The following is a 15243-nucleotide window of genomic DNA, read 5'->3' as shown; positions in this document are numbered from 1 at the left end:
AGCGTACGGCATACGGAAGCCTCGTGAACAGCTATGCCGACGCTCACCGGCAGCGCCACTCACGAGGTGATGGTCGGCAGCTCCGGCGCGGAAACGTCGTAGATCTTCCCCTGCTGGGTCAGCAACGCAGCCAGCACCTTCGCCTTGCGGTCAGTGTTCTCCGCGTTCCCCCACCGCACAGTCTTGCCGGTGGACAGCGTGAACTCGACACTCGCCGGCGTCTGCGCGGTGACCGTCTTCGTCTGCTTCAGCAACTGCTCCGGCAGCACCCCGAGCACCGCGGTCACCGCGCGAGTGACCGGATCGTCCACCGACACCTTCGGCAGCTTCAGCTCGGGCAGCCCGACCGGCCGGGTCTTCACCGTCTTGAACACGACCCCGCTGCCGTCGACCAGGTGCACCCCGTCGCCGCCGGGACCGCTGTCGAAGAACGCGATCGCGGTCCGTTCGGTCACCGCGATCTCCAGCGTCGTCGGCCACGACCGGGACACGTCGACGGTCGCGATGCCCGGCATCTGGGCCACCCGGTCGCGGATCCCGTCGACGTCCGCGCGCAGCATCGGCTGATCGGGCGGCACCGCGGCGGTCGCGCGGATCTGGTCCGCCGACACCGTTTTCGCGCCCTGCACCTCGACCGTCTTCACCGCGAGCAGCGAGCTGAAGAACAGCAAATACCCCAGCGCGACCAGGGTGACCACAGTCAGCAGAGCCACCCAGCGACGGCGGATCTCCTTGCCGCGCGTGGGCCGGGACTTCCGCGCGGCAGCCCGCGTCGAACGGCCCGAACGCGCGGAGGTCCGGGCACGAGTGCGCCGGCGTTCCTCCTCGGTCCGCCTCCCGCGTCGTTCCCGGGCCAGGGCAGCACGCTGTTCCTCGCCCGCGCGAGGCGCGGGCGAGCGACGGCGCTGCTGCCGGGTCTCGGTCATCCTCGGCCGGCCCTCCGGTCCAGCTCGGCCAGGATCTCCGGGCCCAGCTGCGTCACGTCGCCCGCGCCCATGGTGATCGCGAGATCGCCCGGACGCACGAGGTCCGCGACCAAACCGGCGGCGACGTCGAAAGCGGGCTGGTAATGCACCGGAACGGTCACCCGGTCGGCGATCAGCGCGCCGTTCACGCCCGGCACCGGCTCCTCGCGCGCGCCGAACACGTCGAGCACCACGACCTCGTCGGCCAGCGACAACGCTTCGGCGAACTCGGCGGCGAAAGTCTGCGTGCGCGAGTAAAGATGCGGCTGGAACACGACGACGACCCGTCCGCTGCCCGCCGCCGTGCGCACCGCGCGCAGCTGCGCGGCCACCTCGGTCGGGTGGTGCGCGTAGTCGTCGTACACCCGGACGTCGCCCGCGCGGCCCTTGAACTCGAACCGGCGGCGCACCCCGCCGAACGCGGCGAGCCCGGCGGCCATGCCGTCCAGCGGCGCGCCGAGTTCGAGCCCGGCGAGCAGCGCGGCGACCGCGTTGAGCGCCATGTGCTCGCCCGGCACCGCGACCCGCAGGTCGTGTTCTTCGCCGTCCAGCGCGACCCGCACGACACCGCCGTCCGGCGCGGGCGTGTAGTCGAGCACGCGCACGTCGCCCTCGCCGGAAGCGGCACGCCCGTACCGGCGCACCCGCACTCCGGCAGCGGCGGCCTCGTCGCCGAGCCGGGCCGCACCCTCGTCGTCGGCGCACACGATCAGCAGCCCGCCCGGCGCGATCTGGCCGACGAAGTCGCCGAACACCTTCACGTACGCCTCGGCGGTGCCGTGGTGGTCGAGGTGATCGGGCTCGACGTTCGTCACCACCGCCACCGACGGCGTGTAGGTGAGAAAGGAGCCGTCGCTCTCGTCGGCTTCGGCGACGAACACGCCGCCCTCGCCGTGGTGGGCGTTGGCCCCGGATTCGTTGAGGTCGCCGCCGATCGCGAACGACGGGTCCATCCGGCAGTTCTGCAGCGCCACGGTGAGCATCGACGTGGTCGACGTCTTGCCGTGCGTTCCCGCGATGCACGCGACGCGGTGCCCGGCCATCAGCCCGGCCAGCGCCTGCGCGCGGTGCAGCACCGGGATGCCGCGTTCGCGGGCCGCGGCGAGTTCCGGGTTGGCCTCCTTGATCGCGGTGGACACCACGACGGCCGACGGCGGTTCGGCCAGCTCCGCGAGGTTGTCCGCGGTCTGGCCGACGAACAGCGTGGCGCCCTGCGCGCGCAGGGAAAGCAGCGCGCGCGATTCCTTGGCGTCCGACCCGGACACGGCCGCGCCGCGGGCGAGCAGAATCCGCGCGATGCCGGACATCCCGGCCCCGCCGATCCCGATCAGGTGCGCCCGGCGCAGCCGCGCGGGCAGTTCGGGCGTGTCAGGCACCGGCGGCCTCCAAAACGATGCGGGCGAGGGTCTCGTCGGCCTCGCGGTGGCCGAGCCCGACGGCGGCCGCGCTCATCGCGGCGACCCGGTCGGCGTCGGTCACCAGCGGGATCACCAGCTCGGCGACCTTCTCCGCGGTGAGGTCGGCGTCGGCGACCATCAGCGCCGCGCCCGCGTCGACCGCGGGCTGGGCGTTGACCGCCTGCTCGCCGTTGCCGTGCGGCAGCGGGACGAACACCGCGGGCAGCCCGACCGCGGACACCTCGGCCGCGGTCATCGCGCCGGACCGGCACACCACCGCGTCCGCCGCGGCGTAGGCCAGGTCCATCCGCTCCAGATACGGCACCGGCACATACGGCGGGCGTCCGGGAAACTCTTGCACCACAAGGGAATTCTTCGGCCCGTGCGCGTGCAGCACGCCGACGCCCGCCTCGGCGAAGTCCTTCGCCGCGCCGGAAATCGCGGAGTTGATCGACGCCGCGCCCTGCGAACCGCCGAACACCAGCAGCGTCGGCGCGTCCGGGTCCAGCTCGAAGAATTCGCGTGCCTCGGCGCGCAGCGCGGCCCGGTCCAGCGACGTGATCGAGCGGCGCAGCGGAATGCCGACCACCTCGGCCTTCGGCAGCGGCGTGCCCGGCACCGCGACCGCGACGCGGGAGGCGAACCGGGCGCCGACCTTGTTGGCCAGCCCGGCCGACTTGTTCGCCTCGTGCACCACGATCGGCGTGCGGCCGCGCGCGGCGAGGTACGCCGGCAGCGCGACGTAACCGCCGAAGCCGACCACGACGTCCGCGTGCACCCGGTCGAGCACCTCCCGGGTGCGGCGGACCGCGTCGCGCACCTTCAGCGGCAGCCGGAGCAGCTCCGGCGTCGGCTTGCGCGGCATCGGCACCGGCGGGATCAGCTCCAGCGGGTACCCGCGCGCGGGCACGAGCTTGTTCTCCAGGCCGCGTTCCGTGCCGAGGGCGATCACCTCGGCGTCCGGGCGCAGCCGCTTCACCGCGTCCGCCAGCGCGAGCGCGGGCTCGATGTGCCCGGCGGTGCCCCCGCCTGCGACCACGACGACCGGCGCCCGGCCCGCGGCCGACCGCTCGGTTCCCTTGACGGGCTTGCTCACCAATGACCTCTCCGGTTCGCGGTGCTCCGGGCACCGCGGTTCGCTGTAGTCCGCCGCGCCGACCGGCGGCGTTCCTGTGCCGGTGCGGGCCGGGCCGCACGCGGCGCCGGCCGGGCCGCCTTCGTCCCGGTCCCCGCGCCGCGCGTTCCCTTGCGGGAGGACGGCGGGCGGTACGGATCGGGCGCGGGCAGCCGCAGCAGGCGTCCGAATTTACCCGGCCCGTGCGAGCGCAGCGCGGCCACCGCCTCGGGTTCGTGCCGCGCGGCGTTGGCCAGCACGCCCATGATGAGCATGGTGATCACGAGCGAGGTGCCGCCGTAGGAGATCAGCGGCAGCGTGACGCCGGTGACCGGCAGCAGCCCGACCACGTAGCCGATGTTGATGGCCGCCTGCGCGACGAGGAACACCGTCAGCGTGCCCGCGACGATCCGGATCCACGGGTCGATGTTGCGGGTGGCGATGCGCAGGCCGACCACGGCCACGCCGGCGAACAGCGCCAGCACGACCGCGCAGCCCACGAAGCCCAGTTCCTCGCCGATCAGCGCGAAGATGAAGTCGTTCTGCACGTTCGGCAGGTAGCCCCAGTTCGACGCGCCCTGCCCGAGCCCCTTGCCGAACAGGCCGCCGTCGGCGAGCGCCAGCTTGGCCTGGTTCGCCTGGAACCCCTCGGCCGAGGTGTCCGCGTCCGGCGACAGGAACGACATCACCCGCGCGAGCCGGTAGGGCGCGATGATCGCCAGCACCAGCACGCCGCTCAGGCCGCCGGCCAGGATCACCCCGAAGAGCCGTTTCGGCGCGCCGGCGAACCACAGCAGGCCGAGCAGCACCACCGCGAGGGTGATCGTGCCGCCGAGGTCGGGCTGCAGCATCACCAGCGCGAACATCAGCAGCGCCACCGGCACCACCGGGACCAGCAGATGCCGCCACTGGTGCAGCACGTTGTACTTGATCACCAGGATGTGCGCGCCCCAGAAGGCCAGCGCCACCTTCGCCGCCTCGACCGGCTGGAAGGTGAACACGCCGAGCTTGAACCAGCCCTGCGAACCGTTCACCGTCGACCCGAGCGGCGTCAGCACCAGCAGCAGCAGCCCGAGGCAGACCACCGTCATCGTCGCCGACATCCGGCGGACCCGTTCGAGCCGCACCCGCAGGCCGACCCAGAACACGATCCCGCCGAGCGCGACGAACATCAGGTGCCGGGAGAACAGCGCGTACACGCCGCTGCCGGTCTTCGGGTTGTAGGAGGCCACCGACGACGCGGACAGCACCATCACCGCGCCGATCACGGTGAGGATGCCGGTCAGCGCGAGGACCAGGTGGAACGACGCCAGCGGCCGGGACAGCCAGGCGGTCAGCGCGGTGCGGAGCGCGACGAACGGGCTTTCCTTGCGGACGCGGCGCGGCCGGGGCTTGTCTCCGTCAACGACCGTCATCCGCCGCCCCCGCCGCGCCGTCGTCCAGCGCACGCACCGCGGCTTCGAACGCGTCGCCGCGTTCTCCGTAGCTGCGGAACATGTCCAGCGAGGCGGCGGCGGGCGCGAGCAGCACCACGTCACCAGGACGAGCCAGGGCGCTGGCCGCATTCACCGCCGCAGTCATGGGCTCATCGTCACCCGGAAGGAGGCGGTTGACCGGGACATCCGGCGCGTGTCGCGCGAGAGCGGCCTCGATCACGGGTGAATCGAGGCCCAGCAGCACGGCGGCGCGCAGCCGTCCGCCGACCGCGGCGACCAGCTCGTCCACCGACGCGCCCTTGAGCTGCCCGCCCGCGATCCAGACCACGCTTTCGTGCGCGAGCAGCGAACCGAGCGCGGCGTGCGGGTTGGTGGCCTTCGAGTCGTTGACGTAGCGGACGCCGCCGATCTCGGCGACCTCCACCGCGCGGTGCGGCGCGGGCTCGTACGCGCGCAGCCCCTTCCGCACCGCCGCGGGCGTGACTCCGTGCGCGCGGGCCAGCGCGGCCGCGGCGAGCGCGTTCGCGAGGTTGTGCGGTCCGGCGGGGCGGACGTCGGCGATCTCGGCCAGCTCCTCCGCGCTCGTCTCCGGGTCGGCCCCGAACGCGCGGTCCACCAGCAGGTCTTCGACCAGGCCCAGTTCCCCGGCGCGCGGGGTGTCGAGCACGAACCCGATCCGCCGGGCGCCGTCCGGCGCGTGGTCCTCGGCGATCCGCGCGGACCACGGGTCGTCGACGTTGTGCACGACGGCGCGCGAACGCTCGTGCACACGGCCCTTCGCGGCGGCGTACTCCGCCATCGAACCGTGCCAGTCGAGGTGGTCCTCGGCGAGGTTCAGCACCACCGACGCGTCCGGCGCGATCGTGGACGACCAGTGCAGCTGGAAGCTCGACAGCTCGACGGCCAGCACCTGGTGCCCGCCGCGGACCGCGTCGAGCACCGGATAGCCGACGTTGCCGCAGGCCACCGCGTCGGCCCCGGCCGCGCGCAGGATCGACTCCAGCATGCCGACCGTGGTCGTCTTGCCGTTCGTGCCGGTGATGACCAGCCATGCGGGCGGATGCTCGCGCAGCTGCCCGATCCGCCAGGCCAGCTCGACGTCGCCGATCACCTCGACGCCCGCCTCGGCCGCCGCGACCAGCAGCGGAGACGCCGGCCGCCAGCCCGGGCTGGTCACCACGAGCGCGGTGCCCGCGGGCGGTTCGGTCAGGCCGGGCACCAGCTCGGCGTCCAGGTCCTTCAGCTCGGCGAGCCGGTCGGCGTTGCCGTCGGTGACCGTGACTCGCGCGCCCAGTTCGCGCAGCACGGGAACGACCGATTTCCCGGTGACCCCCGCGCCCGCGACGAGAACGTGTGTGCCCTCCAGCTGCACGGCTCAGCCTCCGAAGTTCAGCTGCTCGCTGTAGAACAGCCCGAGCCCGAACATGCAGCAGATCGCCGAGAGCAGCCAGAACCGGATGATCACCGTGGTTTCCGCCCACCCGGCCAGCTCGAAGTGGTGGTGGAAGGGCGCCATCCGGAACAGCCGCCGCCGCGTCGTGCGGAAGACCGCGATCTGGGTGACCACCGAGATCATCTCGACCATGAACAGGCCGCCGATGACGATGGCGAGCAGTTCGGTGCGGGTGGTCATGGACAGCCCGGCGACGAGGCCGCCGAGGGCGAGCGACCCGGTGTCGCCCATGAAGATCTTCGCCGGGGCGGCGTTCCACCACAGGAACCCGATGCAGGCCCCGGTGGCCGCGGCCGCGACGACCGCGAGGTCGAGCGGGTCGCGCACGTCGTAGCAGGCCGGGAGCGGCTGGGTGGAGCAGGAAAGCCGGGCCTGCCAGAACGAGATGACCACGTACGTCGCGAGCACCATCGCCGCCGCGCCGCCCGCCAGGCCGTCCAGGCCGTCGGTGAAGTTCACCGCGTTCGACCAGCCGGAGATGACGATGTAGCAGAAGATCACGAACACGACCGACGGGAAGGTGATCAGCGCCAGGTCGCGGACGTAGGACAGGCTCTGCGAGGCCGGGGTGAGCCCCTGCGCGTCCTTGAACTGCAGCGACAGCACCGCGAACAGGATGGTGACCACCAGCTGGCCGACCAGCTTCGCGGTCTTGTTCAGCCCGAGGTTGCGCTGCTTGCGGATCTTGATGAAGTCGTCGAGGAAGCCGACCACGCCGAGCCCGACCGCGAGCATCAGCACCAGCAGGCCCGACGCCGAGGGCGCGGCCGAGCGCGAGTTGCTGATCCAGGTGATCAGGTGCGCGACGAAATAGCCGACGACCATCGCGATGATGATCGCGACGCCGCCCATGGTCGGGGTGCCGCGCTTCGACTTGTGCCCCTGCGGGCCTTCCTCGCGGATCTCCTGGCCGAAGCCCTGTCGCGAGAAGACCCGGATGAGGTAGGGCGTGAGCAGGATCGAGACCAGCAGACCCGCCGCGGCCGCGATCATGATGTTGATCACGCGTGACCACCGTTCGAGCGTTCGGAAGACGAGGAGGGGGAGTTCCCGGGATCGGCCAGCAGCGCTTCGGCCACCCGCCAGAGACCGGCGGCCTTGGACGCCTTGACCAGCACCACGTCCCCGGAACGGAGCTGATCATGCAGCACGGCGACCGCGGCCTCGACATCGGGTACCAGCACCGACTCCTCGCCCCAGGAACCCTCCTGCAGCGCGCCCTGGTGCATGGCGGCCGCGTCCTGGCCGACCACGACGAGCTTCTCGATGTTGAGCCGGACCACGAGCCGGCCGATCGAGTCGTGCGCGGTCACCGAGTCCTCGCCCAGCTCGCCCATCACGCCGAGCACCGCCCAGGCGCGGCGGCCGGAGCGGCTCATCGACGCCAGCGCCTTCAGCCCGGCCCGGACCGACTCCGGGTTGGCGTTGTACGAGTCGTTGAGGATCGTGACGCCGTCCGCGCGGGTCGTGACGTCCATCCGGCGCTCCGAGCGCCGCTGCAGCGACGACAGCCGCTGCGCGATGTCCCCGGTGGTCGCGCCCAGTTCGCGCGCGACGGCAGCGGCCGACAGCGCGTTGCCGACGTGGTGCTCGCCGTGCAGCGGCAGCGTCACCTGGGCCTCGCCCTCGGGCGTGCTCAGCCGGAAGGACGGGCGGGCCTCGTCGTCGACCGTGATGTCGACGGCCCTGACCTGCGCCCCGGCCGACTCCCCCACCCCCACGACACGGGCCTTCGTGCGGCTCGCCATGGCGGCGACCAGCGGATCGTCGAGGTTCAGCACCGCCAGGCCGTCTTCCGGCAGCGCCTCGACCAGCTCGCCCTTGGCCTTCGCGATGCCCTCGCGCGAGCCGAACTCGCCGACGTGCGCGCTGCCCACGTTGAGCACCGCGCCGATCCGCGGCGGCGTCGTCTCGGCGGCCGCGGCGATGTGCCCGGCCCCGCGCGCGGACATCTCCAGCACGAGGAACCTGGTCGACGCGTCGGCGCGCAGCGCGGTCCACGGATGGCCCAGCTCGCTGTTGAACGACCCGGGCGGCGCGACCGTCGGGCCCATCGGCTCGACCAGCTGCGCGATGACGTCCTTGGTCGAGGTCTTGCCGGACGAGCCGGTGACGCCGATGACGGTCAGCCCGCCCGCCGCCAGCCGCTCGACGACGTGCCGGGCGAGCTTGGCCAGCGCGGCGAGCACGGCGGCTCCGGAGCCGTCGGTGTCGCCGGTCAGCGCTACCGACCCGGCGTTGCCCTGTCCCGGCGGCAGCGGCGGCACGACGATCGCCGGGGCGTCGACCTCCCGCGCGGCCAGCACGCCGATCGCGCCGGCCTCGACCGCCTTCGCGGCGAAATCGTGCCCGTCGACGCGTTCGCCGGGCAGCGCGAGGAACAGCCCGCCCTGGCCGAGCTCGCGGGTGTCGAATTCGACGCTGCCGGTCACGACGGCGGATCCGTCGGTGCGGTGCAGCCTGCCGCCGACGACGTCGGCGATCTCGGCCAGGCTCAGCTCGATCACGCGGTCACCTCGAGACGCTTGCGGATGGCGGCCTCCAGTTCGTCCCGGTCGGAGAACGGGTGCACCACACCCTGGACCTCCTGGCCGGTCTCGTGGCCCTTGCCTGCGATCAGGACGATGTCCCCCGGCCGGGCGAGCGACACCGCGGACGCGATCGCCTCGCGCCGGTCGCCGATCTCCACCACCTCGCCGCCCGCCGCGGGCCCGACCGCGCGGGCCCCGGCCATCATCGCGGCGCGGATCGCGGCCGGGTCCTCCGAACGCGGATTGTCGTCGGTGACGATCAGGAGATCGCTGCGGCGCACCGCGGCCTCGCCCATCATCGGGCGCTTCGCGGTGTCGCGGTCGCCGCCGCAGCCGAGCACGGTGATGACGCGGCCGTCGGTGCGGGCGCGCAGGGCGTCCAGGCCCTGCGCCACCGCGGCCGGCTTGTGCGCGTAGTCGACCACCGCGGTGAACTCCTGGCCGAGGTACACCCGCTCCATCCGGCCGGGCACCTCCACCGCGGCGAGCCCCGCGACGATGTCGCCGGCGTCGATGCCCGCGCTGTCCAGGATCGCCGCGGCGAGCACCGCGTTGGCGACGTTGAACGTGCCCGGCAGCGGGATCTTCGCGGCGAGGCTGAGCCCGTCCGGCCCGAGCAGCGTGAAGGTCTGCTCCCCCGCGGGGGTCGCCTCGATGTCGGCGGCCCGCCACAGCGCGTCGGCCCCGGCCTCGATCGAGACGGTCACCGTCTGCGGCGTGAGCAGCGCCTGCCCCCACGCGCTGTCGGCCACGACGACCTCGGTGGTCGACCGGCCGTCGAACAGCAGGGACTTGGCGGCGAAGTACTCCTCCATGTCCTTGTGGAAATCGAGGTGGTCCTGCGACAGGTTCGTGAACGCGCCCACCGCGAACCGGGTGCCGTTGACCCGGCCGAGCGCCAGCGCGTGGCTGGACACCTCCATCGGCACGTGCGTGACGCCGCGTTCCAGCATCACCGCGAGCAGCGCCTGCAGGTCCGGAGCCTCCGGCGTGGTGAACCCGCTGACGAGGCGCTCGCCCGCGATGCGGGTCTCGACCGTGCCGATCAGACCGGTGGTGCGCCCGGCGGCGCGCAGGCCCGAGTCGACCAGATAGGAGGTGGTGGTCTTGCCGGAGGTGCCGGTGACGCCGAGGACGGACAGGCTCAGCGACGGCTCGCCGTAGATCCACGCGGCGATCTCGCCGAGCGCGGCGCGCGGGTCCGGGTGCACGAGGACCGGCACCGGCGCGTCGCGCAGCGCGGGCCGGTCGGCTCCGCTCGGGTCGGTCAGGACGGCCGCGGCGCCGGCGGCGAGGGCCTGGTCGCTGAAGTCGGCTCCGTGCGCGCGGGCTCCGGGGAGGCCGGCGAACAGGTCACCGGGGAGCACGTGCTGCGCACGCAGCGTGGTGCCGGTGACGGTGAAGTCGGCGGCCTCGGGACGGTCGGCGATGAGCCGGGCTCCCGCACGGGCGAGCAGAGTGGCCAGCGGGACCGGGTCGATCCGGGCCGGGCGGGGCGGGGCGGCGGCTGCCTTGACCGGGCTGTCCGGCAGCGACGCGGCAGCGGGCCCGCTTCGGGGCTGGGACGAGGACACGGACACGCCGGAGAGGTTACCGAGGCCGGATCCGGGTGACCCAACGCGGTACGGCGAACGCGCGCCCCCGCCGCGGGTGTGGTAAGCGGAGCGGTCAAGATCGTTGCGGCGCAACCCTTTCCCTCGCGATGCACCGGCCCGTGTGGACGATCGCCCGCGCCGCCCGCACGCGCGGCCCGCTCCCGGTGCCGCGTCCGCCGCCTCGCGCGGCCCCAGCGCCGCGCTGGCCGCATCGAACGCACCCCAGGCCGCATTGGTTGCGTTGAGCACGCCCAACACCGCATTCGGTGCGCCGCCCAAGCCGCACCGCGGCCTTCGACGGAACTCCGCGTGCCGCTGGCAACGCCCCCGACGCGGGGCCCTCACGGACCGGCGGTTCAGGAGAGCGGGCGGGTCAGCCCACGACGAGCGGCACCACCGGCGACGGACCGTCGGACAGCGGAATCTGGTACCGCTGCGACAGGTACGACGCGATCGAGTGGAACAGCGGCCCCGCAGAATGCCCGGCGGGCGTGCTGTCCGGCGCGTCGAGGCGGATGCCGACGACGAACCGAGGGTGGTCGGCGGGCAGGATCCCGGCGAAGGTGATGTTCGCCAGGCTCGAGCTGTAGGCCTTGGTGCGCGGGTCGATCTGCTGGCCGGTGCCGGTCTTGCCGGAGATCTGGTAGCCCTCCAGCCCGGCCGACGGCGCGGTGCCCGCGTTCGGGCTCTTCGCGTTCTGCACCACCGCGCGCAGCATGTCCCGCACCGTTTTCGCGGTTTCCGGGCTCACCACGCGCTCGGTCTTCGGCGGCGCTTCCGGCGTGACCGTGCCGTCCGGGTTCTTCTTCGCCTTCACGATCCGCGGTTCGACGCGCAGGCCGTCGTTCGCGATCGCCTGGTACATCCCGGCCATCTGCACCACGGTCATCGAAAGGCCCTGCCCGATCGGCAGGTTGCCGAACGTGGACGCCGACCAGTCTTTGCGCGGCGGCACGTATCCGGAGCTTTCGCCGGGAAGGCCGATGCCGGTCTTCTGCCCGATGCCGAATTTCTTCAGCAGCGCGAGATACCGGTCCGGGCCGACCTGCTGCGCGAGTTCCAGCGTGCCGACGTTGGAGGACTTCGCGAAGACGCCGGTGGTGGTGAACGTCTGCGTGCCGTGCACCCACGCGTCGTGCACCGTCCGGTCGGCGATCTTGATCGAGCCCGGCACCTCCAGCGTCGAGGTCGGCGTGGCGATCTTGTCGTCGATCGCCGCGGTCGCGGTGACCACCTTGTTCACCGAACCCGGCTCGTACGGCGTGGTGATCGGGCGGTTGTTGAGCAGGTCGTCCTTGATGGTGGACGGGTCGTTCGGGTTGAACGTGCTCGCGTCGGCCAGCGCGTACACCTCGGACGTCTTCGCGTCCATGATGACCGCCTGTCCGCCCTTGGCTCCCGCCTTCGCGACGTAGTCGCTCAGCTGGCGCTGCAGCTCGAACTGCAGGTCGGAATCTATCGTCAGTTCGAGGTCAGAGCCCGGGACGGCGGCGTTCAGCACGTGCTCGGTGCCCGGCAGGTACAGATTGTCGTTGCCGTTCTGGGTGTTCACGATCTCGCGGCCGGGCGTGCCGGCCAGGTCCGCGTCGCGCGATTTCTCCAGCCCGATCACGCCGTGCAGGTTGTGCTTCGACACGTCGGCGTCTTCCATCCGCCAGTTCGCCATGCCGACGATGTTCGACGCGAGCGTGTCGCCCGGGTATTCGCGCTTGGCGCGCTTCTCCACGCTGATCCACGCGTACTTCTTGACGATCTGGTCGGCCACCGAAGGTTCGACGTTGTCGACAAGGTAGGTGAAGGACTGCTGTTTGTGCAGCAGCGCCAGCTGTTCGGCCTCCGTCGTCAGGTGCGGGAGCTTCTGCGCGATCAGCTTCGCCGCTCCCGACACCTCGGTTTCGAAGTTGCGGCCCTTGTCCGGGTACTTCTTCGCGTACTCGTCCATCGACTTGTGCAGCGCCCGCAGGTTCACCGACAGCGTGCGGGTTTCCACGCTGAACGCCAGTTTCGCCCCATTGCGGTCCACAATGGATCCGCGCTGCGCCGGGATGTCGATGGTGAGGGTGCGCTGCCGTTCGGCCGCCGCCGACAGCGCGGGGGCCTCGAACCACTGCACCTGCACCAGTTTCGCGCCCGCCACCACCATCAGCACGACGAGCATGATGCGCACCGCGGAGAACCGGCTGCGCTGTCCGCCGTTGCCCCGTTTCGCGACCGCGCGGCGGGTGCCCGCGGCGTAAGTCCGCCGCGCGCTGCCCGCCGCCCGGGAACGGCTGCTGCCGCCCGCCGCCATCACTGGCCTCCCCCGGCGAGGCCCGGCGTGGTGCCCGGCAGATCGCCTTCGATGCCGCCTTCCGCGGGCGGCGCGACGGGGGTCGACGGCGGGGCGGCCGCGTCGTCCTGCGGTGCCTCGGCCTTCTTCGGTTCGCCGACGACGGTCGTCTTGCCGTCCTTGCCGACGACGATGCGCGCCGGGTCGCCGCCGGGCACCATGCCCAGCTGTTTGGCCGCGGGCGCGAGAGACGCCGGGGACTGGGCCTTCGCGACCTCGCGCTCCAGCCGGTCCTTCGTCTCCATCAGCGAAGCGCTGTCCGTGCGCAGCTTTTCGAGCCGGTACGAATCGGCGATCGCCTGCGTGGTGAACCACAGCGTCGCGGCGACGCCGACCGCCAGCAGCCCCATCATCACGAGCACGAACGACGCGCGCGATTGCGGCCAGCGCAGCTTGAGCCGTGTGCGCACGGTCTTCGTTTCGACGGTTTCCGGTTCCGCGACCGGCTTTTTCGGCGCGCGCTGCCGCAGCAGGTCGGCCCGCTGCGCCCGCCGGGCGTACGCGCGCTCGGCCGCCGTCGTGCGCCGCCGAGCCGGAGCGTCGGCCTCGGTGACGGTGTTCCGCGGTGCCCGCTCCGCAGCGGTCGACGACGAGCGGCGGGACTTCGTGGGTGCGGTCATCGCGGCTCTCCGATCCGTTGTGCTGCGCGCAACCGCACCGAAGCGGCCCGCGGGTTGTGCTCGATCTCGCTCTCGCCGGCTTTCTCCGCTCCCCGGGTGAGGAGCTTCAATTCCGGCCCGTGCCCGGGCAGTTCGACCGGAAGCCCTTCCGGCGTCCGGGATTTCGCCAGTTCCGCGAGTGCCTGCTTGACCAGCCGGTCCTCAAGGGACTGATAGGACTCGACGACGATCCGGCCGTCCATCGCCAGCGTGCCCAGCGCCGCGGGCATCGCCCGGCGCAGCACTTCCAGCTCGCCGTTGACCTCGATCCGCAGCGCCTGGAAGGTGCGCTTCGCCGGATGCCCGCCGGTGCGCCTGCTCGCCGCCGGAACCGCGGAGTAGAGCAGTTCGACCAGCCTGCCGCTGCGGGTGAACGGCTCTTTCTCCCGTTCCGCCACCACGGCGCGGACGATCCGCTGCGCGAAGCGTTCCTCGCCGTAGTCGCGCAGGATCCGGATCAGCTCGCCGGGCGCGTAAGTGTTGAGCACGTCGGCCGCGGTGAACCCGGTGGTCGGGTCCATCCGCATGTCCAGCGGCGCGTCCCGCGCATAGGCGAATCCGCGTTCGGCGCGGTCGAGCTGCATCGACGAGACGCCGAGGTCGAACAGGATGCCCTCCACTGAGGACAGTCCCAGCCCGGACACCGCTTCGGGAAGTCCGTCGTAGACAGTGTGGACCAGGTCGACGCGGTCGCCGTGCCGCGCGAGCCGCTCCGCGGAGCGCTCAAGCGCGGCGGGATCGCGGTCGAGGCCGATCAGCCGGAGCCGGGGGAACACGGCCAGCAGCGCGTCGGAATGGCCGCCGAGGCCGACGGTCGCGTCGACCAGCACGGCGTCGCGATCGGCCAGCGCGGGGGCGAACAGCTCGACGATGCGGTCCAGCAGCACCGGAACGTGCTCGGCTTCGCCCGCCATGTCTTCCCCCTTTCTGCCGCGTGTGTTCCGGGGAAGATGCGGCGGATGCCGTCAGGTCCCTGCCCGCCCGCTTGCTGACCTGGCACCGGGGAAGGTGCGCCAGGGTCAAAGAGCGGACAGAGGCCTCACGGCATCCGCGTCGAACGGCGTACCCGCGTCCCCCGACGACACAGGTGCGCTCAGGGCGTCTCCTAGAAGACGCCCGGCAGAACTTCCTCCCGAGCCTGTGCGTAGCTGTCCTCGTGTTCGTCCAGGTAGCCCTGCCACGCCTGGGCGTCCCAGATCTCGAGCCGGGTGATCGCGCCGATCACCACGCACTCCTTGTTGAGCCCCGCGTACCGGCGCAGCTCCGGCGCGATGGCGACGCGCCCTTGCCCGTCCGGACGTTGCTCGTCCGTCCCGGCGAACAGGTAGCGCTGGTAGGCCCGCACCGCCTCGTTCGTGAACGGGGCTTCGGCGACCTTCCTGGCCATCTGCTCGAACTCGGCACGGGGGAAGACGAAGAGACAGTGGTCCTGCCCCTTGGTGACCATCAGCCCGCCTGCCAAGGCTTCGCGGAACTTCGCGGGCAGTGTGAGCCGCCCTTTGTCGTCCAGCTTCGGGGTGTGGGTGCCGAGGAACACCGGCCTCCACCTCCCTACCGGATCCGGTTGGCTCCCCGCCCGGTTCCGGCTCGGGGGCTCCCTTCCGCCCCACTGGGCACCACCGTACCCCACTTTTCACCACAGTCAACGCGTCTCGCGGCCGCGCCACTCCGTCGGGTGGCGCGTTTGCGCAGGTCACGGAGGTGGGTCCAGGTGGGGGCGCGGTGGGGGGACCGTGGCGAAGATCCCCCGCACCGGGGTCTCCC

Annotated in this window: 12 protein-coding genes; all 12 read right to left on the bottom strand. The window is 72.2% G+C overall.

The window, feature by feature from the left end:
- Positions 1–59: 59 nt before the first annotated feature.
- Positions 60–926: a cell division protein FtsQ/DivIB gene (locus BM362_RS16390; protein ID WP_067581322.1), complete on the bottom strand. Its 867-nt coding sequence runs from the start codon at positions 924–926 to the stop codon at positions 60–62.
- Positions 923–2341: a UDP-N-acetylmuramate--L-alanine ligase gene (gene murC / locus BM362_RS16385; RefSeq protein ID WP_093573691.1), complete on the bottom strand. Its 1419-nt coding sequence runs from the start codon at positions 2339–2341 to the stop codon at positions 923–925. The genes BM362_RS16390 and murC overlap by 4 nt, the downstream gene beginning before the upstream one ends.
- Positions 2334–3458 carry an undecaprenyldiphospho-muramoylpentapeptide beta-N-acetylglucosaminyltransferase gene (murG, locus tag BM362_RS16380; protein WP_067581318.1) on the bottom strand — a complete coding sequence of 375 codons (1125 nt, stop codon included), beginning with the start codon at positions 3456–3458 and terminating at the stop codon, positions 2334–2336. The genes murC and murG overlap by 8 nt, the downstream gene beginning before the upstream one ends.
- On the bottom strand, positions 3455–4891 hold the full coding sequence (ftsW, locus tag BM362_RS16375; RefSeq protein WP_067582251.1) for a putative lipid II flippase FtsW: 1437 nt from the start codon (positions 4889–4891) through the stop codon (positions 3455–3457). Before ftsW ends, murG begins: the two co-directional genes overlap by 4 nt.
- On the bottom strand, positions 4878–6284 hold the full coding sequence (gene murD, locus BM362_RS16370; RefSeq protein WP_067581316.1) for a UDP-N-acetylmuramoyl-L-alanine--D-glutamate ligase: 1407 nt from the start codon (positions 6282–6284) through the stop codon (positions 4878–4880). The genes ftsW and murD overlap by 14 nt, the downstream gene beginning before the upstream one ends.
- 3 nt (positions 6285–6287) lie before the next feature.
- Complete coding sequence (gene mraY, locus BM362_RS16365) at positions 6288–7370, bottom strand: phospho-N-acetylmuramoyl-pentapeptide-transferase (protein WP_067581314.1); 1083 nt, start codon at positions 7368–7370, stop codon at positions 6288–6290.
- Positions 7367–8872 (bottom strand): UDP-N-acetylmuramoyl-tripeptide--D-alanyl-D-alanine ligase, encoded by a 1506-nt coding sequence (locus tag BM362_RS16360; protein WP_093573690.1) that lies wholly within the window; start codon positions 8870–8872, stop codon positions 7367–7369. Before BM362_RS16360 ends, mraY begins: the two co-directional genes overlap by 4 nt.
- On the bottom strand, positions 8869–10428 hold the full coding sequence (locus BM362_RS16355) for a UDP-N-acetylmuramoyl-L-alanyl-D-glutamate--2,6-diaminopimelate ligase (protein ID WP_093573865.1): 1560 nt from the start codon (positions 10426–10428) through the stop codon (positions 8869–8871). Before BM362_RS16355 ends, BM362_RS16360 begins: the two co-directional genes overlap by 4 nt.
- 436 nt (positions 10429–10864) lie before the next feature.
- Entirely contained in the window at positions 10865–12781 is a 1917-nt protein-coding gene (locus tag BM362_RS16350; protein WP_093573689.1) for a peptidoglycan D,D-transpeptidase FtsI family protein, read from the bottom strand.
- Positions 12781–13440, bottom strand: a complete 660-nt coding sequence (gene ftsL / locus BM362_RS16345; protein ID WP_067581309.1) for a cell division protein FtsL — start codon at positions 13438–13440, stop codon at positions 12781–12783. Before ftsL ends, BM362_RS16350 begins: the two co-directional genes overlap by 1 nt.
- Positions 13437–14393, bottom strand: a complete 957-nt coding sequence (rsmH, locus tag BM362_RS16340) for a 16S rRNA (cytosine(1402)-N(4))-methyltransferase RsmH (RefSeq protein ID WP_093573688.1) — start codon at positions 14391–14393, stop codon at positions 13437–13439. The genes ftsL and rsmH overlap by 4 nt, the downstream gene beginning before the upstream one ends.
- A gap of 191 nt (positions 14394–14584) precedes the next feature.
- Positions 14585–15016, bottom strand: coding sequence for a division/cell wall cluster transcriptional repressor MraZ (mraZ, locus tag BM362_RS16335; RefSeq protein WP_009080393.1), 432 nt, complete (start codon positions 15014–15016; stop codon positions 14585–14587).
- Positions 15017–15243 lie beyond the last annotated feature (227 nt).

Origin of the sequence: Amycolatopsis rubida (genome assembly GCF_900115345.1) — a bacterium.
Taxonomy (GTDB): Bacteria; Actinomycetota; Actinomycetes; order Mycobacteriales; family Pseudonocardiaceae; genus Amycolatopsis; species Amycolatopsis rubida.
This window is presented reverse-complemented; position numbering and strand designations above follow the sequence as displayed.

Bases quoted from the DNA above. Each gene is read 5' to 3' on its own strand.
- ftsL (WP_067581309.1), bottom strand. From the start codon at position 13,440: ATGACCGCACCCACGAAGTCCCGCCGCTCGTCGTCGACCGCTGCGGAG.
- rsmH (WP_093573688.1), bottom strand. From the start codon at position 14,393: ATGGCGGGCGAAGCCGAGCACGTTCCGGTGCTGCTGGACCGCATCGTC.
- BM362_RS16390 (WP_067581322.1), bottom strand. From the start codon at position 926: ATGACCGAGACCCGGCAGCAGCGCCGTCGCTCGCCCGCGCCTCGCGCG.
- BM362_RS16350 (WP_093573689.1), bottom strand. From the start codon at position 12,781: ATGGCGGCGGGCGGCAGCAGCCGTTCCCGGGCGGCGGGCAGCGCGCGG.
- ftsW (WP_067582251.1), bottom strand. From the start codon at position 4,891: ATGACGGTCGTTGACGGAGACAAGCCCCGGCCGCGCCGCGTCCGCAAG.